At 74.8% G+C, this 21057-nt stretch carries 24 protein-coding genes; 17 read left to right on the forward strand and 7 right to left on the reverse strand.

The genetic code is table 11. From position 1 onward, the window contains the following. The first annotated feature begins 44 nt into the window (after window positions 1-44). The 4 genes from RM425_RS03560 (at window position 45) to truA (ending at window position 3100) form a co-directional block, all read left to right on the forward strand. Window positions 45-1124, forward strand: a complete 1080-nt coding sequence (locus RM425_RS03560; protein ID WP_311343785.1) for a DNA-directed RNA polymerase subunit alpha — start codon at window positions 45-47, stop codon at window positions 1122-1124. A 131-nt stretch (window positions 1125-1255) separates the two neighbouring features. Next, window positions 1256-1867: a 50S ribosomal protein L17 gene (gene rplQ / locus RM425_RS21785; protein ID WP_449495071.1), complete on the forward strand. Its 612-nt coding sequence runs from the start codon at window positions 1256-1258 to the stop codon at window positions 1865-1867. Next, complete coding sequence (locus RM425_RS03570; protein ID WP_311343786.1) at window positions 1864-2247, forward strand: hypothetical protein; 384 nt, start codon at window positions 1864-1866, stop codon at window positions 2245-2247. The genes rplQ and RM425_RS03570 overlap by 4 nt, the downstream gene beginning before the upstream one ends. Window positions 2248-2254: 7 nt before the next feature. After that, the gene (truA, locus tag RM425_RS03575) at window positions 2255-3100 is read left to right on the forward strand and encodes a tRNA pseudouridine(38-40) synthase TruA (RefSeq protein ID WP_311344027.1); all 846 of its coding nucleotides are present in this window, start codon (window positions 2255-2257) and stop codon (window positions 3098-3100) included. Between the two features lie 66 nt (window positions 3101-3166). Here truA and RM425_RS03580 read toward each other — a convergent pair whose 3' ends face one another. Both RM425_RS03580 and mobA read right to left on the reverse strand, forming a co-directional pair. Beyond that, window positions 3167-3829, reverse strand: coding sequence for an SDR family oxidoreductase (locus tag RM425_RS03580; RefSeq protein ID WP_311343787.1), 663 nt, complete (start codon window positions 3827-3829; stop codon window positions 3167-3169). 9 nt (window positions 3830-3838) lie between these two features. Beyond that, on the reverse strand, window positions 3839-4429 hold the full coding sequence (mobA, locus tag RM425_RS03585) for a molybdenum cofactor guanylyltransferase (protein WP_311343788.1): 591 nt from the start codon (window positions 4427-4429) through the stop codon (window positions 3839-3841). Between the two features lie 36 nt (window positions 4430-4465). Between mobA and fdhD the strand changes: the two genes are divergently transcribed. Continuing rightward, window positions 4466-5290, forward strand: coding sequence for a formate dehydrogenase accessory sulfurtransferase FdhD (gene fdhD, locus RM425_RS03590; protein WP_311343789.1), 825 nt, complete (start codon window positions 4466-4468; stop codon window positions 5288-5290). Between the two features lie 128 nt (window positions 5291-5418). Here the strand turns inward: fdhD and RM425_RS03595 are convergent, their stop codons facing one another. From RM425_RS03595 to moeA, 3 genes are all read right to left on the reverse strand, one after another. Next, window positions 5419-5922, reverse strand: coding sequence for a MogA/MoaB family molybdenum cofactor biosynthesis protein (locus RM425_RS03595; protein ID WP_311343790.1), 504 nt, complete (start codon window positions 5920-5922; stop codon window positions 5419-5421). Continuing rightward, window positions 5919-6437 (reverse strand): cyclic pyranopterin monophosphate synthase MoaC, encoded by a 519-nt coding sequence (gene moaC, locus RM425_RS03600; RefSeq protein WP_311343791.1) that lies wholly within the window; start codon window positions 6435-6437, stop codon window positions 5919-5921. Before moaC ends, RM425_RS03595 begins: the two co-directional genes overlap by 4 nt. A 154-nt stretch (window positions 6438-6591) precedes the next feature. Next, the gene (gene moeA / locus RM425_RS03605; RefSeq protein WP_311343792.1) at window positions 6592-7809 is read right to left on the reverse strand and encodes a molybdopterin molybdotransferase MoeA; all 1218 of its coding nucleotides are present in this window, start codon (window positions 7807-7809) and stop codon (window positions 6592-6594) included. Window positions 7810-7848: 39 nt separating this feature from the next. Between moeA and RM425_RS03610 the strand changes: the two genes are divergently transcribed. Both RM425_RS03610 and RM425_RS03615 read left to right on the forward strand, forming a co-directional pair. Beyond that, window positions 7849-8790 carry a PfkB family carbohydrate kinase gene (locus RM425_RS03610; RefSeq protein WP_311343793.1) on the forward strand — a complete coding sequence of 314 codons (942 nt, stop codon included), beginning with the start codon at window positions 7849-7851 and terminating at the stop codon, window positions 8788-8790. 46 nt (window positions 8791-8836) lie between these two features. After that, on the forward strand, window positions 8837-9322 hold the full coding sequence (locus RM425_RS03615) for a beta-class carbonic anhydrase (protein ID WP_311343794.1): 486 nt from the start codon (window positions 8837-8839) through the stop codon (window positions 9320-9322). A 27-nt stretch (window positions 9323-9349) separates the two neighbouring features. Here RM425_RS03615 and RM425_RS03620 read toward each other — a convergent pair whose 3' ends face one another. Beyond that, window positions 9350-10285 (reverse strand): MBL fold metallo-hydrolase, encoded by a 936-nt coding sequence (locus tag RM425_RS03620; protein ID WP_311343795.1) that lies wholly within the window; start codon window positions 10283-10285, stop codon window positions 9350-9352. Between the two features lie 11 nt (window positions 10286-10296). Further along, the gene (locus RM425_RS03625; protein ID WP_311343796.1) at window positions 10297-11238 is read right to left on the reverse strand and encodes a fumarylacetoacetate hydrolase family protein; all 942 of its coding nucleotides are present in this window, start codon (window positions 11236-11238) and stop codon (window positions 10297-10299) included. 250 nt (window positions 11239-11488) lie between these two features. Between RM425_RS03625 and rplM the strand changes: the two genes are divergently transcribed. The 10 genes from rplM (at window position 11489) to tsaE (ending at window position 21049) form a co-directional block, all read left to right on the forward strand. Next, window positions 11489-11932, forward strand: a complete 444-nt coding sequence (gene rplM / locus RM425_RS03630) for a 50S ribosomal protein L13 (RefSeq protein WP_311343797.1) — start codon at window positions 11489-11491, stop codon at window positions 11930-11932. Further along, entirely contained in the window at window positions 11929-12348 is a 420-nt protein-coding gene (gene rpsI, locus RM425_RS03635; RefSeq protein ID WP_396137018.1) for a 30S ribosomal protein S9, read from the forward strand. The genes rplM and rpsI overlap by 4 nt, the downstream gene beginning before the upstream one ends. Before the next feature lie 11 nt (window positions 12349-12359). Continuing rightward, window positions 12360-13703 carry a phosphoglucosamine mutase gene (gene glmM / locus RM425_RS03640; protein WP_311343798.1) on the forward strand — a complete coding sequence of 448 codons (1344 nt, stop codon included), beginning with the start codon at window positions 12360-12362 and terminating at the stop codon, window positions 13701-13703. Window positions 13704-13810: 107 nt separating this feature from the next. Beyond that, window positions 13811-15673 carry a glutamine--fructose-6-phosphate transaminase (isomerizing) gene (glmS, locus tag RM425_RS03645; RefSeq protein WP_311343799.1) on the forward strand — a complete coding sequence of 621 codons (1863 nt, stop codon included), beginning with the start codon at window positions 13811-13813 and terminating at the stop codon, window positions 15671-15673. Between the two features lie 104 nt (window positions 15674-15777). Continuing rightward, the gene (locus RM425_RS03650; protein ID WP_311343800.1) at window positions 15778-16170 is read left to right on the forward strand and encodes a holo-ACP synthase; all 393 of its coding nucleotides are present in this window, start codon (window positions 15778-15780) and stop codon (window positions 16168-16170) included. After that, complete coding sequence (locus RM425_RS03655) at window positions 16167-17651, forward strand: NAD(P)H-hydrate dehydratase (protein WP_311343801.1); 1485 nt, start codon at window positions 16167-16169, stop codon at window positions 17649-17651. Before RM425_RS03650 ends, RM425_RS03655 begins: the two co-directional genes overlap by 4 nt. Further along, complete coding sequence (alr, locus tag RM425_RS03660; RefSeq protein WP_311343802.1) at window positions 17648-18793, forward strand: alanine racemase; 1146 nt, start codon at window positions 17648-17650, stop codon at window positions 18791-18793. Before RM425_RS03655 ends, alr begins: the two co-directional genes overlap by 4 nt. Further along, window positions 18793-19968 carry an alpha/beta fold hydrolase gene (locus RM425_RS03665; RefSeq protein WP_311343803.1) on the forward strand — a complete coding sequence of 392 codons (1176 nt, stop codon included), beginning with the start codon at window positions 18793-18795 and terminating at the stop codon, window positions 19966-19968. The genes alr and RM425_RS03665 overlap by 1 nt, the downstream gene beginning before the upstream one ends. 2 nt (window positions 19969-19970) lie before the next feature. Beyond that, a complete protein-coding gene (locus tag RM425_RS03670; protein ID WP_311343804.1) occupies window positions 19971-20606 on the forward strand; it encodes a uracil-DNA glycosylase in 636 nt (211 codons plus the stop codon). Continuing rightward, window positions 20603-21049 (forward strand): tRNA (adenosine(37)-N6)-threonylcarbamoyltransferase complex ATPase subunit type 1 TsaE, encoded by a 447-nt coding sequence (gene tsaE, locus RM425_RS03675; RefSeq protein WP_311343805.1) that lies wholly within the window; start codon window positions 20603-20605, stop codon window positions 21047-21049. The genes RM425_RS03670 and tsaE overlap by 4 nt, the downstream gene beginning before the upstream one ends. Window positions 21050-21057: the final 8 nt, after the last annotated feature.

Genomic DNA, 21057 nt, shown 5'->3' on the forward strand with positions numbered 1-21057 from the left:
CACGGCGTCATATGGCGGTCGCCGGAGGACCTGAAGGAGATCTCATGCTCATCGCACAGCGCCCCACGCTCACCGAGGAGACCATCTCGGAGATGCGCTCGCGGTTCGTCATCGAGCCGCTCGAGCCGGGCTTCGGTTACACCCTCGGCAACTCCCTGCGGCGCACGCTCCTGTCGTCGATCCCCGGCGCTGCTGTCACCAGCATCCGGATCGAGGGCACCCTGCACGAGTTCACCACCGTGCCGGGCGTCAAGGAGGACGTCACCGAGCTCATCCTCAACCTCAAGGGCCTGGTCGTCAGCTCCGACTCCGACGAGCCGGTGACCATGTACCTGCGCAAGCAGGGGCCGGGTGAGGTCACCGCCGCGGACATCGCGCCGCCGGCCGGCGTCGAGGTGCACAACCCCGACCTGCACATCGCCACGCTCAACGGCAAGGGTCGCCTCGAGGTGGAGCTCGTCGTCGAGCGGGGCCGTGGTTACGTGCCCGCGCCGCAGAACAAGCAGCCCGGCCAGGAGATCGGCCGCATCCCCGTCGACTCGATCTACTCTCCGGTCCTCAAGGTCACCTACGCGGTCGAGGCGACCCGCGTCGAGCAGCGCACCGACTTCGACCGCCTCGTGGTCGACGTCGAGACCAAGCCCTCCATCGCCCCCCGTGACGCCATCGCGTCGGCCGGGTCGACGCTGGTCGAGCTGTTCGGTCTGCTGCGCGAGCTGAACGTCGACGCCGAGGGCATCGAGGTCGGGCCCAGCCCGGCCGAGGCCGCCGACATCGCGAACTTCTCGATGCCGATCGAGGACATGGACCTCACCGTCCGGTCCTACAACTGCCTCAAGCGCGAGGGCGTGCACACCGTCGGTGAGCTCGTCACCCGCTCCGAGGCCGACCTGCTCGACATCCGCAACTTCGGCGCGAAGTCGATCGACGAGGTCAAGATGAAGCTCGCGGCGATGGGCCTGGCCCTCAAGGACAGCCCGCCCGGATTCATCCCGACCTCGGTCGAGAGCTACGACGAGGGCTACGAGACCGACGCCTACCAGGGCACCGGCGAGTTCGCCCCCGGCTACGAGCAGCAGCCCCAGTACGACGAGGGCTCCTACCAGGAGACCGAGCAGCTCTGATCCGCACCGGACGGCGGGGGAGACCCCGCCGTCCGGACGGGCTCCGGCCCGGCACGCTGATCAGCCACGACAGCACCACCACGGAACGCAGCCGCCCCTCGCACCGGCCGGCAGCCTGAGGAAGGACCGACATGCCCACCCCCACCAAGGGTCCCCGTCTCGGCGGATCCCCCGCGCACCAGCGGCTGATGCTGGCCAACATGGCCACGTCGCTGTTCGAGCACGGGCGGATCACCACCACCGAGGCCAAGGCCAAGCGGCTGCGTCCCCTGGCCGAGAAGCTGGTGACCTTCGCCAAGCGCGGTGACCTGCACGCCCGCCGCCAGGTGATGACGACGATCCGCGACAAGGACGTCGTGCACACCCTCTTCGCCGAGATCGGTCCGCGCTTCGCGAACCGGCCGGGCGGCTACACCCGCATCACCAAGGTGGGCCCGCGCAAGGGCGACAACGCCCCGATGGCCGTCATCGAGCTGGTCGAGGCGCTGACCGTCGCGCAGCAGGCCGTCGGTGAGGCCGAGCGCGCCCGCGGCACCCAGTTCGCCACCGGCGCCGGCGCTGCTGCCGCTGCCGGCGAGGTGACCGCCGACGCCGTCGAGCCGACCGCGGCCGAGGAGTCCGCCGACTCGGCCGACAGCGCGGACTCGGCCGACAGCGCGGACTCCGCCGACTCGGCGGACAGCCCCGACGAGGCCGACGACGCCACCGCGGAGGCGGACTCCGACACGGACGACACCAAGTGACCAGCTCCACGGGTACCGGGCCGGAGCCGGGCGCCGGCGCCGCGGGCGTCGAGGCCGGCGGCGGGGACCAGGGCGCGACGTTCGAGGGCGAGACCACCGGACCCGGCGGGGACACCTCCCCGGCCGTCGTCGACGGCAGCGTCACCGACGAGGCGCAGGAGATCGTCACCGACGTCTACAACCCCGACGGTGAGCGCCAGGACGACGGCGACGTCGACCGCGAGCCGACCGCCGAGAACGGCGTCGTCGTCGAGGGCGACAACGTGTCCCCGGAGCTCGCCGACGCGGCCGCGGCCGAGGTCAACGCTGCCGAGCAGGGCGACGCCGCGACGGCGAGCCTGCACGCGCCCGGCGGCGAGTCGGCTCCCGACCCGCGCTGACGCACCGCTGAACACCGAACACCCGGACGAGCCCGTCACCGACACCGGTGGCGGGCTCGTCCGTCTTCGTCTCTCCGTCAGCTACGACGGGACGGCGCTGCACGGCTGGGCACGTCAGCCGGCGATGCGCACCGTGCAGGGCGACCTCGAGCAGGCGCTCGGCACCGTCCTGCGCACACCGGTGGAGCTGACCGTCGCCGGCCGCACCGACGCCGGCGTGCACGCCACCGGCCAGGTCGCCCACGGCGACGTCCCGCGGGCCCTGTGGGACCAGCACCGCGACCGGCTCGTGCGGCGGCTGCGCGGGGTGCTACCCGCCGACATCGCCGTGCCCGCGGTGGTCGAGGCGCATCCGGACTTCGACGCCCGGTTCGCCGCCCTCGGGCGGCACTACGTCTACCGGCTGACCGACGCCCCCGGTGGGCCACCGCCGTTGCGCCGGGCCGACACCGTGGCCTGGCCTCGCACGCTCGACACCGCCGCGATGGCTGCGGCGGCTGCGCTGCTGCTGGGCGAGCACGACTTCGCCGCGTTCTGCCGCCGGCGCGAGGGCGCCACCACCATCCGCACCCTGCTCGCCCTGCAGGTCACGCGCACCGGCGACCTGGTGACCATCGACGCCTCGGCCGACGCCTTCTGCCACTCCATGGTGCGCAGCCTCGTGGGAGCGCTGACCACGGTCGGCGAGGGGCGTCGCCCGGCTACCTGGCCCGCCACGCTGCTCGCACGCGACGAACGGGCCAGCGAGGTGCCGGTGGCGCCGGCGGGTGGGCTGACGCTGGTGCGGGTCGACTACCCGCCCGACGACATGCTGGCCGGCCGCGCCGTGCTCACCCGCGCCCGCCGGGGCTGAACAAGGACCCCGCTGCCCCCCACCGCTCGCAGGCTCGCGGCGGGACCCTGCAGCAGGGCCGTTCCATCACGTCACGTTGGCGACGGCCTCGTCGATCGGGGTGTCGCCCGCGACGAGCTCCACCACGGCCCCGTCGCGGCGGGCGTCGAGCAGGGCGACCAGCACCGCTGCCACGTCGTCCCGTGGAACGTTGCCGTAACCGGTGCTGCGGGCCAGCAGCACGCGACCGGTGCCCGGTTCGTCGGTGAGGCCACCCGGGCGCAGGATCGTGGTGGCCAGCGCCTCCCGCGGCAGGATCTCGTCCTCGGCGCGAAGCTTCGCCTGTAGGTACACCGCCATGACCGGGTCCACGCCCTGTGGCGTCCCTTCGCGGGCCTGCTCGACTCCCATCGAGGAGACCAGCACGTACCGGCCGACGCCGGCCTGCTCGGCCGCGTCGGCGAGCAGCACCGCGGCACCGTGGTCGACGGTGTGCTTGCGGGCCTCCCCGCTCCCCGGTCCGGCACCGGCGGCGAACACGACGGCGTCGGCCCCGTGGAGGACCTCCGCCAGTTCCTCGACGGTGGCGGACTCGAGGTCGAGGACCGCCGGGTCGACGCCGTCGCTCTCCAGGTCCGCGGTGTGGTCGGGATTGCGGACCAGGCCCACGACGGTGTCGCCGCGGCCGGACAGCAGTCGGCCGAGGCGGCGGGCGATCTGCCCGTGGGCGCCGGCGATGACGATGCGCATGCACGGCCCCTACCCGTCCCGGTGGGCGGCTACCTCGCGGGCCCGGGCCAGATCGGCAGGGGTGTCGCAGTCCAGCCACGGCGGCGGAGCGCCGGGGGTCACGGCCGGGCGGAGGCGGTCCACGGTGAGCGGGGCCAGCACCCGCCGCAGCGACGTCGGGCCGCCGTCGCCGGGCAGGGCGGCCCGCAGGGCTGCCGTGCGCCACACGCCCAGCAGGTACTGGTCGCGGCCGCCGTCGTCGACGACGAGGACGCCGTCGGCGACCAGCGTCGTGCGCAGCTGGGTGATGAGCGCGGGGTGGAGGAAGGGCAGGTCCCCGGCCAGGAGCGCCACGACGTCGCTCGCGACGGCGGGCAGCCCCGCGCGCAGCGCCGCCACCGGGCCGCCGCCGGGTGGCTGCTCGCGGACGACGACGACGCCGTCGGGGACCGGTTGCGGAGGGCCGACGACGATCCGGCGCTCGGCGTCGGCGACCGCCCCGAGCACGGCGGCGAGCATGGTGCGGCCGCCTACCTCGAGCTGCGGCTTGGCCTGTCCGCCCAGGCGTGCGGCGCGACCGCCGGCGAGTACCACGGCGGCGTACGGGGGCGGCTGGTCCACGGCGTCACCGTAGGCGCCGTGGGTACCGTCCCTGCCGTGGGACGAGTGACGAGCCGGACGCCGGTGCTGCGGATCCGCGGCGAGCAGCGAACCACCCGACCCGACACCGTGGCCGCGGAGGAGCCGCTGGAGATCCGGCTGGCCGGCACCCCCCTCGCGGTCACCATGCGCACGCCAGGCGACGACTTCGACCTCGTGCACGGCTTCCTGGCCACCGAGGGGGTCATCGCCGGCCCGGACGACGTCGCCGGGCTGCGCTACTGCGACTCGGTGGACGCCGACGGGCGGAACACCTACAACGTCGTCGACGTCGACCTGGCGGCCGGGGTGCCGATCCCCGACACCGGGCTGGAGCGGAACTTCTACACCTCCAGCTCCTGCGGGGTCTGCGGCAAGGCCAGCATCGACGCCATCCGCACGAAGACCTCCTACGACGTCGCCGCGGACGGCGTCCAGCTCCCGCTGGAGACGCTGCTGGCGCTGCCCGACCGGCTGCGCGCGGAGCAGGAGGTGTTCGACAAGACCGGCGGGCTGCACGCCGCCGGCCTGTTCGGCGCCGACGGGCACTTGCGGGCCCTGCGCGAGGACGTCGGCCGGCACAACGCGGTGGACAAGGTGATCGGCGACGGCGTCCGCGGGGGGCGGCTGCCCCTGGCCGGGCACGTCCTGATGGTCAGCGGCCGGGCCAGCTTCGAGCTGACCCAGAAGGCGGCGATGGCCGGCATCCCGGTGTTCGCGGCGGTGTCCGCGCCGTCGTCCCTGGCGGTGGAGCTGGCCCGCGAGGTGGGCATCACCCTCGTCGGGTTCCTCCGCGGCGACGGCTGCAACGTCTACACCCACACGGAGCGGATCGTGCTATGACATGGCGACGCTCCGCGCCGCACCGCGGTCAGGTGCCGTCCCCCAGCTGAGCTGAGCGGGGCCGTCACATCCCGCTGGGGAGCCTCCGGCCCCCGCACCGGGAAGCGACCCTCGCAGGGCGGCTCCTGTCATGCCCTTTCATGATCGCCGCCGCGGAGCTGGCTGATCACGTGGGGGAGCAGCGGCGCCAGCACCGCGAGCCCGTCCTTCGCACCGCCGGTGGAGCCCGGCAGGTTGACGATCAGCGTGCGCCCCGCGGTGCCGGCCACCCCACGGGAGAGGACCGCCGTCGGCACGCCGTTGTCCGCCCCGTACCGGCGGACCGCCTCGGCGATGCCGGGCGCCTCGCGCTCCAGCACCCGGCGGGTCGCCTCCGGGGTGACGTCGGTGGGGGAGAGCCCGGTGCCGCCGGTGGTGAGGACGACCTCGATGTGGGCGTCCACGGCCGCGCGCAGCACGTCCGCCAGCTCGTCGACGTCGTCCGGGCGGACCTTGGGGCCCTCCACGTGGAAGCCGAGCTCGGCGAGCCCGGCGGCGAGCACCGGGCCGCTGCGGTCCTCGTAGACGCCGGCGGCGGCGCGGTTGGAGGCGGTGACGACCAGCGCGCGGGCGTTCGGGGGCAGCTCGCTCACCGCAGCTGCCCCTCATCCGCTGCGCGAGAGTCCTGCGGACTGCTGCGTGTCCAGTCCCCGCTCTTCCCGCCGGACTTCCGCAGCAGCCGGACGTCGGTGATCGTGGCCCGCGGGTCGACGGCCTTGACCATGTCGATCATGGTGAGGCCGGCGACGGTCACGGCGGTGAGCGCCTCCATCTCCACCCCGGTGCGGTCGGCGGTGCGCGCGGTGGCGGTGATCTCGACGGCGTCGTCGGCCACCTCGATGTCGACGGTGACCCCGTGCAGGGCGATCGGGTGGCACAGCGGCACGAGGTCCGGCGTCCGCTTGGCCCCCGCGATGCCCGCGATGCGCGCCACGGCGACGGCGTCGCCCTTGGGCACGCCCGTGCCGCGCAGCAGGCCCACGACCTCCGCGCTGACCAGCACGCGCCCGGCGGCGGTCGCCTGCCGCGCGGTCACCGCCTTGGCGCTGACGTCGACCATGCGGGCGGCGCCGCTCTCGTCGACGTGGGTCAGTCTCGTCTCGCTCATCGCAGTGTTCCTCCTGTTCGGCTCCGCGCTCGCTCCGCTCCTCGCTCCACGCCCCAGGCCGCCTCCGCGGTCGGTCCGCTCCTCGCTCGTTCCTCGCTGCGATGCTCCCTCCCTGTCGGCGGCCGCCTCGCTGCGATGCTCACTCGCTGTCGCCTCACCGCAACGCTCCCTCGATCAGCACGACGTCGACCTCGGCGCCGGCAGCCAGTTCGGTGACGTCCTCGGGGACGACGACCAGGCAGTTCGCGCGCGCCAGGTGCGCGACCAGGTGCGAGCCGGGGCCGCCGACCTGGAAGACCTCGCCGCCGTCGTACCGCCCGCGCAGGAACTGCCGGCGGCCCCCCGGCGAGCGCAGCGGTCCGGTCAGCCGGGCCGGGGCGCGCAGCCGGTCCGGCGAGGCATGACCCAGCGCGCGGCGCAGCGCCGGGCGGACGAAGACCTCGAAGGACACGAAGGCGCTCACCGGGTTGCCGGGCAGCGTCACCACGGGGACGCCGTCGACGGTGCCGGCCCCCTGCGGCCCGCCCGGCTGCATGGCGACCTTGCCGAACTCGACGGTGCCCAGCCCGGCGAAGGCGTCCTTGACCACCTCGTAGGCGCCGGCGCTCACGCCTCCGCTCGTGACCAGCAGGTCCGGCGCTTCCCCCGCCCGCCCAGCGAGCTCCGCGCGCACCGTGCCGAGGAACTGCTCGACGTCGTCGGGGACGAAGTGCAGCCGGCGCGGCACCCCGCCGGCCTCCTCCACGGCCGCGGCGAGCAGCAGCGAGTTGGACTCGTAGATCTGCCCGGGCTGGAGCGGCTCTCCCGGGGCGACGAGCTCGCTGCCGGTCGAGAGGACCAGCACCCGGGGGCGGCGGCGCACGGGCAGCTCGGTCAGGCCCACCGCGGCGGCCAGACCGAGCTGGGCGGCGCCCAGCGGGGAGCCGGCGGACAGGGCGACGGCCCCGGCGGCGATGTCCTCGCCGGCCCGCCGCAGGTGCGTGCCGGCGGCGGGGGAGTCGCGGATCTCCACCAGCTCGGTGCCGCCGTCGGTGAGCTCGACCGGGACGACGACGTCGGCGCCGGGGGGGAGGGGGGCGCCGGTCATGATGCGGTGCACCGTGCCCGGCGCCAGGGGGACGACGTCGGTGCGGCCGGCGGGGATGTCCTCGGCCACGGGCAGCCGCACGGGCCGGCCCGCGGCACCGCCGACCTCCGCCCAGCGCGCGGCGTAGCCGTCCATCGCCGAGTTGTCGAAGCCGGGCAGCGCGACCGCCGCCACGACGTCGCGGGCGAGGACCCGGCCGTGTGCCGCGGCGACGGGGAGGGACTCCTCGGGCATCAGGGGGAGCAGGGCGGTGACCGCCGCCTGGTGTTCCTCGACCGTCCGCACGGGGCACATCCTCGCTGATCGAGCGGGAGGGGGCACGGAGTGGCCGACGTCGTGGTGCTGGGGCAGATCGGATGCGACGTGGTGGTCCACGAGGGGCAGCGGCGCGAGCTGCTCGGCGGCAAGGGCGCCAACCAGGCCGTCGCGCTCACCCAGCTGGCCGTGCCGGTCGCGCTGGTGGGCGTGGTCGGGGACGACGGGGCGGGCCGGGAGGTGCGGCAGCAGGCCGCGGCCGACGGCATCGACGTCGGCGCGGTCGTGCTCCGCCGGAGCTCACGCACCGCCGTCCTGACCGACCTGGTGGGGGCCGACGGCGACCGTCGGCTGGTGGAGGACGTCCCGGCGGAGACGCTCCTGACCGTCGAGGACGTGCACGCGGCCGCCGGCCTCCTCGCGGCCGCCCGGGGGGTGAGCGTGCAGCTGCAGCAGCCCGGCGACGCGGTCCGCGCCGCGCTGGACCTCGCCCCGGCGCACGCACTCGTCGTGGTCGACGGTGCGCCCGCCGACGAGAGGACCCGCACGGCCCTGCTGGCGCGGGCCCACGTGGTCCGGGCCGACGCGCGCGAGGCGGCGCTGCTGGTGGGCCGGGAGCTGGACGGGGTCGACGACGCCCGCGCCGCCGCGGCCGAGCTGCTGTCCGCCGGGCCGCGGCTGGTCTCGCTGGCCACGGGGCCGGCCGGGGACCTCGTCGCCTGGCGGGCGGGCCCGCCCCTCGGGAGTGCGGGGGAGGGCGGCGCCGGTCCGCGGTGGACGGACGGGGAGGTGCTCGTGCCGCTGCTCGGCGACGACCCGGTCGATCCCACGGGTGCGGGCGACGCCTCGGTGGCGGCGCTGACCACCGCGTTGCTGCGCGGCGAGGGGCCCGAGGACGCCGCCTGGGCGGCCGGTGCCGCGGCGGCGCTCACGGTCGGCCACGCCGGCGGACGGCCCCGCCTGACCCCCGACCGGGTGAGCGAGCAGGCCCGCCGGGGCCGCGCCGGCTGAGCGGCCTGGATAAGGTCCAGCGATCAGCGACGGCAAGGAGGCACACGTGGCCGAGATCGACCGGATGCTCGAGGCGAACGAGCGGTGGGCGGAGCAGTTCCCGGGCAGCAAGCCGGTGCGCCCGGCCCGCGAGGTCGCCGTGGTGGCCTGCATGGACACACGGATCCCGCTGTTCGGCGTCCTGGGGCTCGAGGTCGGTGACGCGCACGTCATCCGCAACGCCGGCGGCGTCATCACCGAGGACGTCATCCGCTCGTTGACCCTCTCCCAGCACGCCCTGGGCACGCGGGAGATCGTGTTGGTGCACCACACCGAGTGCGGCCTCCAGTCCACCGATGACGTCACCTTCGCGGACACGGTCGAGCAGGCGACCGGCCGCCGTCCGCCGTGGGCCGCCCGGACGTTCACCGACGTGGACGACGACGTGCGCGAGTCCATGCGGCTGATCAAGGAGAGCCCCTACCTGCTCTCCCGCGAGGTGCGGGGCACCGTCTACGACGTGACGACCGGACGGCTGCGCGAGGTCCGCTAGCCGCACGGCGAGGCGCCGCTGCACTCCTCAGGCGTAGCAGCGCAGTGGGCCGCCGTGGTAGGTCACCATGTCGCGCAGCGCGCCGAACGCGTCGATCTCCGCGCCCCGTCCGGCGCCGCCGATCTCCAGGAGCGCGCGGTGCAGGTTGCCGACGATCCGCTCGGGGTCCAGCCACTCGGCGTACTCCCCGAGGTCGGTCTGCCGCGCGGCGTCCAGCGGGGACAGCCCGGCGGCGTGCGCCTGCTCGGCGGTGCGCTGCACGAACCGCAGGTAGCCCTCGGTCCGGTCGAAGATCTCCGGCCCGCACACCGCCCCGTGGCCCGGGACGACCACCCGCGGTGACAGCGCACGGAGCCGATCCAGCGCGTCGAGCGCGCCGGCGATCGACCCGGCCAGCAGGAACGGGGTGCCGCCGTTGAAGACCAGGTCGCCCGTGAACAGCACCTTCTCCTCGGGGAGCCAGGCGATCGAGTCGTTCGTGGTGTGCGCCGCGGTGCCGACGTGGCGGACGTCCACCCGGCGATCGTCGACCCAGACGTCCACGCCGTCGCGGTAGGTGAGGAACGGCGGGGCCGGGGGCAGCTCGCCCCACTCCACCGGCTCGAAGAGCACGCCGTCGGGCGGCGGCGTCTGGCCGATCATCAGCCGGCGGGTCTCCTCGTGGCCGATGATCGTCGCCTCGGGGAAGTAGCCGTTACCGAAGGTGTGGTCGCCGTGGTGGTGGGTGTTGAGCAGGGTGCGCACCGGTGCGGCGGTCACCCGCTGCATCGCCGCCAGGAGACCCCGGGTGCGCCGCTCGGTGGAGCAGGCGTCGATGGCGAGTACCCGGGATCGGCCGACGACGAAGCCGGTGTTGTTGATCCACCAGCTGCCGTCGGGCTGGATGTAGGCGAACACCCCCTCGGCGACCTCCTCCACCCTCGGGTCCGGCAGCGCTCCTCCGTCGGCTCCGTGTCCTGACACGCCCGCTCCTCTCAGCCGTGCTCGTCCCGTCGTCGCAGCGGGCGCAGCGGCGCCCCCTCGACGACGGTGGTCGTGATGTCGCCGAGCACCTCGACGGAGAGCTGCACCCGGTCTCCCGGGTGCAGCCACGGGTAGGCCTCGGTGCCGTGCAGCGCGGACAGCTCGAGGAGGCAGCCGGCGCCCACCGTGCCGCTGCCGATGACGTCCCCCGGCACCAGCCGGGTGCCTCGCGAGGCGTAGGCCAGCAGCTCGCCGATCGACCAGAGCGGATCGCGGAAGTTCGACGTCGTGGAGGGCCGGCCGTTCACGGTCACCCGCGCCTGCAGGTCGAACGCCCTGCCCAGCCGGCGCGGCGCCAGCTCGTCGGGGGTGACGAGGGCCGGCCCCAGGGTGGTGGCGCCGTCCTTGCCCTTCGCCGGGCCCAGACCGTGGCGCATCTCCGCCTTCTGCAGGTCGCGGGCGCTCCAGTCGCAGAAGACCAGGTAGCCGGCGACGTGCTGCTCGGCCTCGGCGGGGTCGAGATCGGCGCCCGGGCGTCCGACGACCACACCGAGCTCCAGCTCGTAGTCGAAGGCGGCCGAGCCCGGGGAGACCGGGACGTCGTCGTGCGGGCCCAGGACGGCGGCGGGGTTGGTGAAGTAGAACACCGGGGCGTCGTAGAACCCGGGCTCCAGCCCGCCCCGCGGGAGGCCGCGGGCGTTGCAGACGTGCTCCTCGAAGGCCATGAAGTCACGGATGGACGGCGGTACGGGCACGGGCGCCCGTAGCGACGCCGTGCCCAGGGGCACCACCTCCGCGGGATCCCGGCGGGCCTCCTCGGCCGCGCGCGCCAGCCGCTCGCCGTCGTCCCCGAGCAGGTCGACCAGCCGGGCCGGTGACCGGAGCCCGTGGATCTCGCCGTCCTCGAGCAGGCCCACCCGGTCCGTCCCGTCGACCGCCGACGCGTAGGTCACCCACCGCACGTGCTCTGGCCCGCCTCTCGTCCTCCGGGGCCCCGCAGGTCCGACCCCGCTGCCATGACGTCGGTCACACTGCCGGAGCCGGGATCCTCGTGCCACCCCGCGAGAGGTCGGGTGGCCCGCGGCGGCTGGTAAGGTGCCCGGTTGGCGCGTGTGCCGGCTGGTGCCGCGCGTGCAGCTCCGTCTCCCGTGCTCGGCGAGGCGATCCACCAGCATCCCGACGACGACGGAGGACACGAGCGCCGTGCGCACGTACACCCCTAAGCCCGGTCAGATCGACCGGGCCTGGCTCGTCATCGACGCCACCGATGTGGTGCTCGGTCGACTGGCCAGCCAGACCGCGCAGCTCCTGCGCGGCAAGCACAAGCCGCAGTACGCCCCGCACGTCGACGTCGGTGACTTCGTCGTCATCGTCAACGCCGGCAAGGTGGCCCTCACGGGCAGCAAGCGGGACGACAAGGTGGCCTACCGCCACTCCGGTCACCCGGGTGGTCTGAAGACCATCAACGTCGGCGACCAGCTGCGCACCCACCCCGACCGCGTCGTCGAGCGCGCGATCAAGGGCATGCTGCCGCACAACAGCCTGGGCCGTCAGATGCTCAAGAAGCTCAAGGTCTACGCCGGCCCCGAGCACCCCCACGCTGCTCAGCAGCCCCAGAACTACGAGATCAAGCAGGTGGCCCAGTGACCAGCGCTCTGACCGTGACCGACGCCGACGGGCGTCCGATCCAGACCGTCGGCCGCCGCAAGGAGGCCATCGTCCGCGTGCGCCTCGTGCCCGGCACCGGCCAGTTCACCCTCAACGGCCGCACCATCGAGGACTACTTCCCGAACAAGGTGCACCAGCAGCTCATCCGTGAGCCGTTCACCATCCTCGAGAAGGGTGAGCAGTACGACGTCATCGGCCTGCTGCACGGCGGTGGCGTCTCCGGTCAGGCCGGTGCTCTCCGACTGGGCATCGCCCGGGCGCTGATCGAGATCGAGCCCGACGACCGTCCGGCCCTCAAGAAGGCCGGCTTCCTGACCCGTGATCCGCGCGTCATCGAGCGCAAGAAGTACGGGCTGAAGAAGGCCCGCAAGGCGCCCCAGTACTCCAAGCGCTGACCGGTACGTCCGTGGGTCGCCTGTTCGGGACCGACGGCGTGCGGGGTCGTGCCAACGCCGACCTCACGCCGGAGCTGGCGCTCTCGGTGGCTCGTGCCGCCGCAGGCGTGCTCGCCGACCGCGACGGGACCTCGCGTCCCGTCGCGGTCGTCGGCCGCGACCCCCGGGCCAGCGGGGAGATGCTGGAGGCCGCCGTCGTGGCGGGGCTGGCCAGTGCGGGGGCCGAGGTGCTCCTCGCCGGTGTCGTCCCCACGCCGGCCCTGGCGCACCTGACCGCCTCGACCGGCGCGGATCTCGGCGTCATGATCTCGGCCAGTCACAACCCCATGCCGGACAACGGCATCAAGCTGTTCAGCCGGGGTGGGCACAAGCTGCCCGACGCCGTCGAGGCGGCCATCGAGCAGTCCGTCGCCGACGGTCACCCGCTGGGGCACCGGCCCACCGGCGCCGGGGTCGGCCGTGTCGTCCCGCTGTCCGGTGCCGTCGACGACTACGTCGCACACCTGCTCGCGGCCGTCGACCAGCCGTTGCGCGGCGTCTCCGTGGTCGTCGACGGGGCGCACGGCGCTGCCGCCGCGGTCGCACCCGAGGTGTACCGCCGCGCCGGTGCCACCGTGCACGCCATCGGCTGCGCGCCCGACGGCTGGAACATCAACGACGGCATCGGTTCAACCCACCTGGAGCCGCTGATCGAGGCGGTCCGGGCGCAGGGCGCCGACCTGGGCCTCGCCCACGACGGGGATGCCGACCGCTGCCTGGCGGTGACCGCCGACGGGGGCGTGGTGGACGGCGACGCGATCCTCGCCGTCTGCGCCCTCGCGATGCACGAGCGCGGCGACCTCACGGACGGGACGGTCGTGGCGACCGTCATGAGCAACCTCGGCTTCCACCACGCCATGCGCCACGCCGGCATCGCCGTGCAGACCACTGCCGTGGGCGACCGGTACGTGCTCGAGGCCCTCCGCTCGGGCGGGCTCAGCCTGGGCGGCGAGCAGAGCGGCCACCTGGTCTTCCTCGACCACGCCACGACCGGCGACGGGCTGCTCACCGGGCTGGCGCTGATGGCCCGGATGTCGGCCACCGGTGCCTCCCTGGCAGAGCTGGCCGCCGTCGTGCAGAAGCTGCCGCAGGTCCTGATCAACGTGCCGGTCACCGACCGGATGGCGGTGTCGGAGAGCACCGAGGTCGCCGAGGCCGTGAACGCCGTCGAGGCGGAGCTCGGTGACACCGGCCGGGTGCTGCTGCGCCCCTCCGGCACCGAGCAGTTGGTCCGGGTGATGGTCGAGGCCCCCACGCAGGACCTGGCCGACGCCGTCGCCCGCCGTCTCGCAGACGTGGTCGCCGCCGTCCACTGACCTCCCTCGTGTGACTGCTGGGGACGTGAGGCACGGCTGTGGTGCCCGCGGGCGATTCGACCGCGCACTGGACGGATCGGTCCGCCACCCCCGGTACCCTCGGTCAGATGTGCGGCATCGTGGGATACGTCGGCCCGCAGGACGCCCGGGACGTCGTCCTGGAAGGCTTGCGCCGACTGGAGTACCGGGGCTACGACTCGGCGGGCATCGCCGTCGTCGCGGACGGTGAGCTGACCTCGGCCAAGAAGGCGGGAAAGCTGGCCAACCTGGAGAAGGTGCTGGCCGAACAGCCCCTCCCAGAGGCGACGGTCGGGATCGGGCACACGCGATGGGCGACCCACGGGGGCCCGACCGACCGCAACGCCCACCCGCACCTGTCCGAGGACGGCGCGGTCGCGGTCGTCCACAACGGCATCATCGAGAACTTCGCCTCGCTGCGCAGCGAGCTGGAGGCCGCCGGTGTCGAGTTCGGGTCCGAAACCGACACCGAGGTCGCCGCGCACCTGCTGGCGGCCGCCTACGCACGGACCCCGGCCGGTGAGGGCCGCCTGGCGGAGTCGATGCGCCTGGTGTGCAGCCGGCTCGAGGGCGCCTTCACGCTGGTCGCCACGGCGGCCGCCGAGCCCGACACCCTCGTGGCTGCGCGGCGCAGCAGCCCCCTCGTCGTCGGCGTCGGCGACGGGGAGTACTTCCTGGGCTCCGACGTCGCGGCCTTCATCGGGCACACCCGTGACGCGCTCGAGCTCGGGCAGGACCAGGTCGTCGAGCTGCACCGCACGCGTGGTGTCACCGTGACCGACTTCGCCGGCGCCGCCGTCGAGCCGACCGCGTACAGCGTCGACTGGGACGCCGCAGCGGCCGAGAAGGGCGGCTACGACTGGTTCATGCTCAAGGAGATCGCCGAGCAGCCGCAGGCGGTCGCCGACACCCTGCTCGGCCGTCTGGGCCCGGCCGGTGAACTCGTCCTCGACGAGGTGCGCCTGTCGGACCAGGAGCTGCGCGACGTCGACAAGATCTTCGTGGTCGCCTGCGGCACGGCGTACCACGCGGGGATGATCGCCAAGTACGCCATCGAGCACTGGACGCGCATCCCGGTCGAGGTCGAGCTGGCCAGCGAGTTCCGCTACCGCGACCCGGTGCTGGACCGGTCCACGCTGGTGATCGTCATCAGCCAGTCCGGCGAGACGATGGACACCTTGATGGCGCTGCGGCACGCCAAGGAGCAGAAGGCGCGCATCCTGGCCATCTGCAACGCCAACGGGTCGACCATCCCCCGAGAGTCCGATGCCGTGCTCTACACCCACGCCGGTCCCGAGGTCGCCGTCGCCTCCACCAAGGGCTTCCTCACCCAGGTCGTGGCCTGCTACCTGGTCGGCCTGTTCCTCGCGCAGGTGCGCGGGGTCAAGTACGCCGACGAAGTCGGCGCCATCGTCGAAAACCTGCGGAAGCTCCCGGAGCACATCGCCACCGTCCTCGACGAGATGGAACCGGTCCGTGAGCTGGCCCGGAACCTGGCCGACGAGAACACCCTGCTGTTCCTCGGGCGTCACGTCGGTTTCCCGGTCGCTCTCGAGGGCGCGCTCAAGCTCAAGGAGCTGGCCTACATCCACGCCGAGGGGTTCGCCGCGGGCGAGCTCAAGCACGGCTCGATCGCGCTGATCGACCAGGGCACGCCGGTGGTGGTCGTCGTCCCGTCCCCGGTGAGCCGCGGTTCGGTCCACGGCAAGGTCGTGAGCAACATCCAGGAGGTCCGCGCACGGGGAGCGCGCACCATCGTGATCGCCGAGGACGGGGACGACGACGTCGTCCCCTACGCCGACCACCTGATCCGCGTGCCGCGCACCCCAACCCTCCTCGCGCCGGTGGTGACGACCGTGCCCCTGCAGGTGCTCGCGTGCGAGATCGCCTCCGCGCGGGGGCTCGACGTCGACCAGCCCCGCAACCTGGCCAAGTCCGTCACCGTCGAGTGAAGGACCCCGTCCTCCCCACCCTTCGCACGCTCAGGGCGGGACCCGGGACGGGGCCTGGTGCGACGTGACCGGCGTTCGAGCGTGCGGCCGGGCACACTGACCGGGTGATCATCGGGGTCGGGATCGACGTCGTGCCGGTCGAGCGCTTCGCCGCGTCGCTCCTGCGCACGCCTGCGCTGCGGGACCGGTTGTTCACGGCGGCCGAGCAGGTCACGCCGTCGGGCGCGGCACGCAGCAGCGAGTCGCTGGCCGCCCGCTTCGCCGCCAAGGAGGCGCTGGCCAAGGCGCTCGGCGCGCCCGGCGACCTGCGGTGGCACGACACCGAGGTCACCGTCGGCGACCACGGCCGCCCGCACCTGGAGGTGCGCGGGAGCGTCGCCGGCCGGGCCGCCCAGCTCGGGGTGACCACGTGGCACGTCTCGCTCAGCCACGACGGCGGGATCGCCTCGGCCGTGGTCGTGGCCGAGGGCCTCGCCGCCCGGGGGGACGCCGGATGATCGGCCTGTACACCGCCGAGGAGGTCCGGGCGGCCGAGGCGCCGCTGCTGGCCGCCACCGCCGAGGGCGCGCTGATGCAGCGCGCGGCCGCGGGTCTGGCCTCGGTGTGCGGACGCCTGCTCGGCGCGGTCTACGGACGGCGGGTCGCCCTGCTGGTGGGCAGCGGCAACAACGGTGGCGATGCGCTGTTCGCCGGTGCGCGCCTGGCCGGCCGGGGAGCCCGCGTCACCGCCGTCCTCCTGGACCCCGAGCGCGCGCACCCCGCGGGGCTGTCCGCCCTGCGGCGGTCCGGTGGGCGGGTGCTGGCCGCCTCCGACCCGGCTGCACCGCCGCTGATCGGGCGCGCCGACCTGGTGCTGGACGGGATGCTGGGCATCGGCGGCCGCGGCGGGCTGCGGCGGGACGCGGTCGAGCTCACGTGGGCAGCCGCGGGCGGCGCGGGCATCGCCGTCGCCGTCGACGTCCCCAGCGGCATCGACGCATCCACCGGAGAGGTGGACGGGGTCGCCTTCCCCGCGATGCACACGGTCACCTTCGGGGCGGTGAAGCGCGGGCTGGTCGTGGGGGAGGGGCGGGGCCACGCCGGGCAGGTGCACCTCGTCGAGATCGGGCTGGGCCACCACCTGCCCGTCGCGACGGCCTGGCAGCTCACCGACGCCGACGTCGCGGCCCGCCTCGAGCCGCCGTCGGCGGGGGACGACAAGTACTCCCAGGGCGTCGTCGGCGTCCTCGCCGGATCGGCCACCTACCCGGGGGCGGCGGTGCTGTGCACGGGCGCCGCCCTGCGCACCCGTCCCGGCCTGGTCCGCTACGCCGGGGGAGCGGCCGACGGCGTCCGCGCGGCGTGGCCCGAAGCGCTCGTGACCGAGGGCGGGCCCGGGGACGCTGGACGGGTGCAGGCGTGGGTGGTCGGGCCCGGCGGCGGCACCGACGAGGGCGCGCGCGCCGTCCTCGCGGAGGTGCTGGCCACCGACCTGCCGGTGCTGGTCGATGCCGACGCCCTCACGCTGCTGGCCCGCGAGCCGGAGCTGGTGCGGCGGCGGAGCGCACCGACGGTGCTCACCCCGCACGACCGCGAGTTCGAGCGCTTCGGCACGCCCGTGGGCACCGACCGGATCGGGGCGGCCCGGCGGCTGGCCGCGGACCTGGGGGCCGTGGTCCTGCTGAAGGGCGACGCCACCGTCGTCGCGGACCCCGGGGGGACCACGTTCGTGAACGGCACCGGCACCGCGGACCTGGCGACCGCGGGCACCGGCGACGTGCTCAGCGGCATCGCCGGAGCCGTCCTCGCGACCCAGGGCACCACCGGCCTGGACACCGCCGAGGCGGCCGCCGTCGCCGCCCACCTGCACGGCCGGGCGGGCCGGCTCGCCGCGCGGCGCGGGCCCCTGATCGCCGGCGACCTGGTGCGGCGGCTGCCGGAAGCCGTCGGACACGTGTGCGGGGTCCCACCGGCCCTCCTGGGAGACTCGCAGGCGTGACCACATCTCCGGGAGCCGGCCGCGCGGAGGTGGTCGTCGACCTCGACGCGATCGCCGCGAACACCGCCGTGCTGCGCGAGCGGGTCGGCCGCCCGCTCATGGCCGTGGTCAAGGCCGACGGCTACGGGCACGGCCTGGTGCCCGCGGCGCGCGCGGTCCTCGCCGGCGGCGCGGACTGCCTCGGGGTCGCCGTCGTGGCCGAGGCGCTCGCCCTGCGCGCCGCCGGGGTGACCGCACCGGTCCTCGCCTGGCTCAACGGGCCGGGCACGGACGTCGCGGCCGCACTCGCCGCCGACGTCGAGCTCTCCGTCAGCGCCGGCTGGGGGCTGGACGAGGTGCTCGCCGCCGCCCGTGCCGCGGGCCGGCCCGCCCGCGTGCACCTGGCCGTCGACACCGGGCTCTCCCGCGAGGGCGCCACCCCCGACGACTGGCCGGGCCTCGTCGCCGCCGCGGCCCGCGCGCAGGCCGACGGGGAGCTCGCCGTCGTCGGTCTGTGGAGCCACCTGGCGTATGCCGACGCGCCCACGCACCCCACCATCGGCGCCCAGGTGCGGGTCTTCGAGGAGGCCGTGGCGGTGGCCCGGGACGCGGGGCTCACCGACGCCCGGCGGCACCTGGCCAACTCGGCCGCGACCATCGCGCTGCCCGGGACGTGGTTCGACCTCGTGCGGCCCGGCATCGCCCTCTACGGGCTGGACCCCATGGGTGGGGACCCCCGGCAGCACGGCCTGCGCCCGGCGATGACGGTGCGCGCGCAGGTCGCCCACACCAAGCGGGTGCCGGCCGGTGCCGGCGTCTCCTACGGGCACACCTACTCCACGGAGCGGGAGACGACGCTGGCCCTCGTACCGGTCGGCTACGCCGACGGCATCCCGCGGGCGGTGGGCAACCGGGCGCCGGTCCTCGCCGCGGGCGAGCAGCGGAGGATCGCCGGCAGGGTGTGCATGGACCAGTTCGTGCTCGACGTCGGCGACGACGGGATCGCGCCTGGCGACGACGTCGTGCTCTGGGGGCCAGGGGACGACGGCGAGCCGACGGCGCAGCAGTGGGCCGACGCGGGCGACACCATCCACTACGAGCTGGTCACCCGGGTCGGCGGGCGCTTCTCCCGCCGCTACGTCGGCTCGGCCGGTTCGGTCTGATGGCGCGCGCACCGCAGCTCCCGCACCCCAGCGCGCACACCGTCGGCGTGGTCGGCGCCCTGGTCGGCCTGGCCGCGGCCGGGACCGCCGCAGGCGTCGCGCTCACCCGGATCGCCCGGCGCCGGCTGAGCGTCGGGGCCCCACGACCGGCCGACCTCGCGGCCGTGCCGGACGCGGAGCTGCGGGCCAGCGACCCGCTCGGTCCCGACGCCCGGCGCGCGGACCGCACGGCCCTGGTGCGCGCCGCCGACGGGGTGCTGCTCAACGTCGAGGAGGTCGGCCCGCCGGATGCGCCGCTGACCGTCGTCTTCGTCCACGGCTATACCCTGTCGATGGGCTCCTGGGCCTTCCAGCGCCGGACCCTCGCCGCGCAGCTGGCCACGGCGAACGGTCACCGGCCCACCGCCCGGCTGGTCTTCTACGACCAGCGCGGGCACGGCGCGTCGGGGCGGGGGCCGAGTGAGCACTCGACCATCGAGCAGTTGGCCAGCGACCTGGCGGTGGTGCTGGACGCACGGGTGCCTCGGGGCCCGGTCGTCCTGGTCGGCCACTCCATGGGCGGCATGACCGTCATGGGGCTGGCCGCGCTGCGCCCCGAACTGTTCGGCGCCCGGATCGTCGGGGCGGCGCTGCTGTCCACCTCCAGCGGCAACCTGGCCGACCTGACCTTCGGCCTGCCCGAGTTCCTCACGCGCGTGCGGGCGACGGTGCTGCCGATCGCGGCGTGGACGATGCGCCGCCGGCCGGCCATCGCGGAAGGCACCCGGCGGGCGGCCGCGGACCTGATCTCGGTCGTCACGCGCTCGCTGTCCTTCGCCTCGCCCGACGTCGACCCCGCGCTCGTCCACTACCTCGACGCGATGATCGCCGGGACGCCGGTCGACGTGATCGCCGAGTTCTACCCGTCGCTGGCCGGGCTGGACGAGACGGGTGCCCTGGAGCCGCTGCGCCGCGTTCCGACGCTGGTCCTCACCGGCGACGCCGACCGGATGATCCCCAAGGAGCACAGCGAGCTCATCGTCGCGCGCCTCGAGGGTGCGGGCGACAGCGGTGTGGAGTTCGTCGTCGTACCCGGCGCCGGCCACATGGTGCTCCTGGAGAAGCCCGACGTGGTGGACGAAGCGCTCACCGGGCTGCTGCGCCGGGTCGCGGCCGCGCAGAGCGCGGGTCGCTGACGATGGCCCCCCGATCGCCGGCGCCCGACGCGGCCGCCGAGGAGGTGGCGCGCACTGCGGCCGCGTCCCCCGACTGGAGCACGCTGGCCACGGTGGCCCGCGACTGCGTCGCCTGCCCCGAGCTCGCCGCCACCCGGCAGCACGTCGTCGTCGGCGACGTCCCGGCGTCCGGCCGGCCGCGGCTGGTACTGGTCGGCGAGGCGCCGGGAGCCACCGAGGACGAGACCGGCCGGCCGTTCGTCGGGAAGTCCGGCCAGCTCCTCGACCACCTGCTGGGCGAGGCCGGCCTGGACCGCGCCGAGGCGGCCGTCCTCAACATCGTCAAGTGCCGCCCGCCGGGGAACCGCACGCCGAAGGCTCCGGAGGTGGCCCGCTGCAGCGGGTGGCTGCGCCGCCAGCTCGAGCTGCTCGACGCGCCCGTCGTGGTGGCACTGGGTCTGTCGTCGGCGAAGTGGTTCCTCGGCCCGCGCACGGTGCTGGCCGCGGTGCGCGGTCGCCCGCACGAGGTCGGCGGACGGTCCGTCTGGGCGACCTACCACCCGTCGGCGGCGATCCGCTTCGGGCCGAAGGGCGCGCCCCGGGCCGGCCTGCTGGCCGACCTCACCGCCGTCGCCGAGTCGCTGGGAGGTCCTGCGTGAAGGCCGAGCACCTGCTCCCGACCGTCGAGGACACCGAGGCACTGGGCGCGGCGCTGGCCGGGATCGTCGTCCCCGGGGACCTGGTCATCCTGGTGGGGCCCCTCGGGGCGGGGAAGACCGCGCTGACCCGGGGCCTCGGGCGCGGGCTGGGTGTGGCCGAGCCGGTCACCTCGCCCACGTTCGTCATAGCCCGCGTGCACACCGGCGGGCGCCTGCCGCTGGTGCACGTCGACGCCTACCGGCTGGGGGGCGCGGCCGACGTCGACGACCTGGACCTCGACGTCACCGTCGCCGACTCGGTCACCGTCGTCGAGTGGGGGCAGGGTCTGGTCGAGCAGCTGACCGACGAGCACCTCGAGGTGCGCCTGGACCGGCGCGACGACGACGTCCGCACCGTCCTGCTCGTGCCGCACGGCCCCGGCTGGGAGCAGCGGATCGGCTGAGCCCCGCG

Origin of the sequence: Blastococcus goldschmidtiae (assembly GCF_031845325.1) — a bacterium.
GTDB lineage: Bacteria > Actinomycetota > Actinomycetes > Mycobacteriales > Geodermatophilaceae > Blastococcus > Blastococcus goldschmidtiae.

Bases quoted from the DNA above. Each gene is read 5' to 3' on its own strand.
- glmS (WP_311343799.1), top strand. From the start codon at position 13,811: ATGTGCGGCATCGTGGGATACGTCGGCCCGCAGGACGCCCGGGACGTC.
- moaC (WP_311343791.1), bottom strand. From the start codon at position 6,437: ATGAGCGAGACGAGACTGACCCACGTCGACGAGAGCGGCGCCGCCCGC.
- RM425_RS03560 (WP_311343785.1), top strand. From the start codon at position 45: ATGCTCATCGCACAGCGCCCCACGCTCACCGAGGAGACCATCTCGGAG.
- rplQ (WP_449495071.1), top strand. From the start codon at position 1,256: ATGCCCACCCCCACCAAGGGTCCCCGTCTCGGCGGATCCCCCGCGCAC.
- RM425_RS03670 (WP_311343804.1), top strand. From the start codon at position 19,971: ATGGCCCCCCGATCGCCGGCGCCCGACGCGGCCGCCGAGGAGGTGGCG.
- RM425_RS03580 (WP_311343787.1), bottom strand. From the start codon at position 3,829: ATGCGCATCGTCATCGCCGGCGCCCACGGGCAGATCGCCCGCCGCCTC.
- RM425_RS03665 (WP_311343803.1), top strand. From the start codon at position 18,793: ATGGCGCGCGCACCGCAGCTCCCGCACCCCAGCGCGCACACCGTCGGC.
- RM425_RS03655 (WP_311343801.1), top strand. From the start codon at position 16,167: ATGATCGGCCTGTACACCGCCGAGGAGGTCCGGGCGGCCGAGGCGCCG.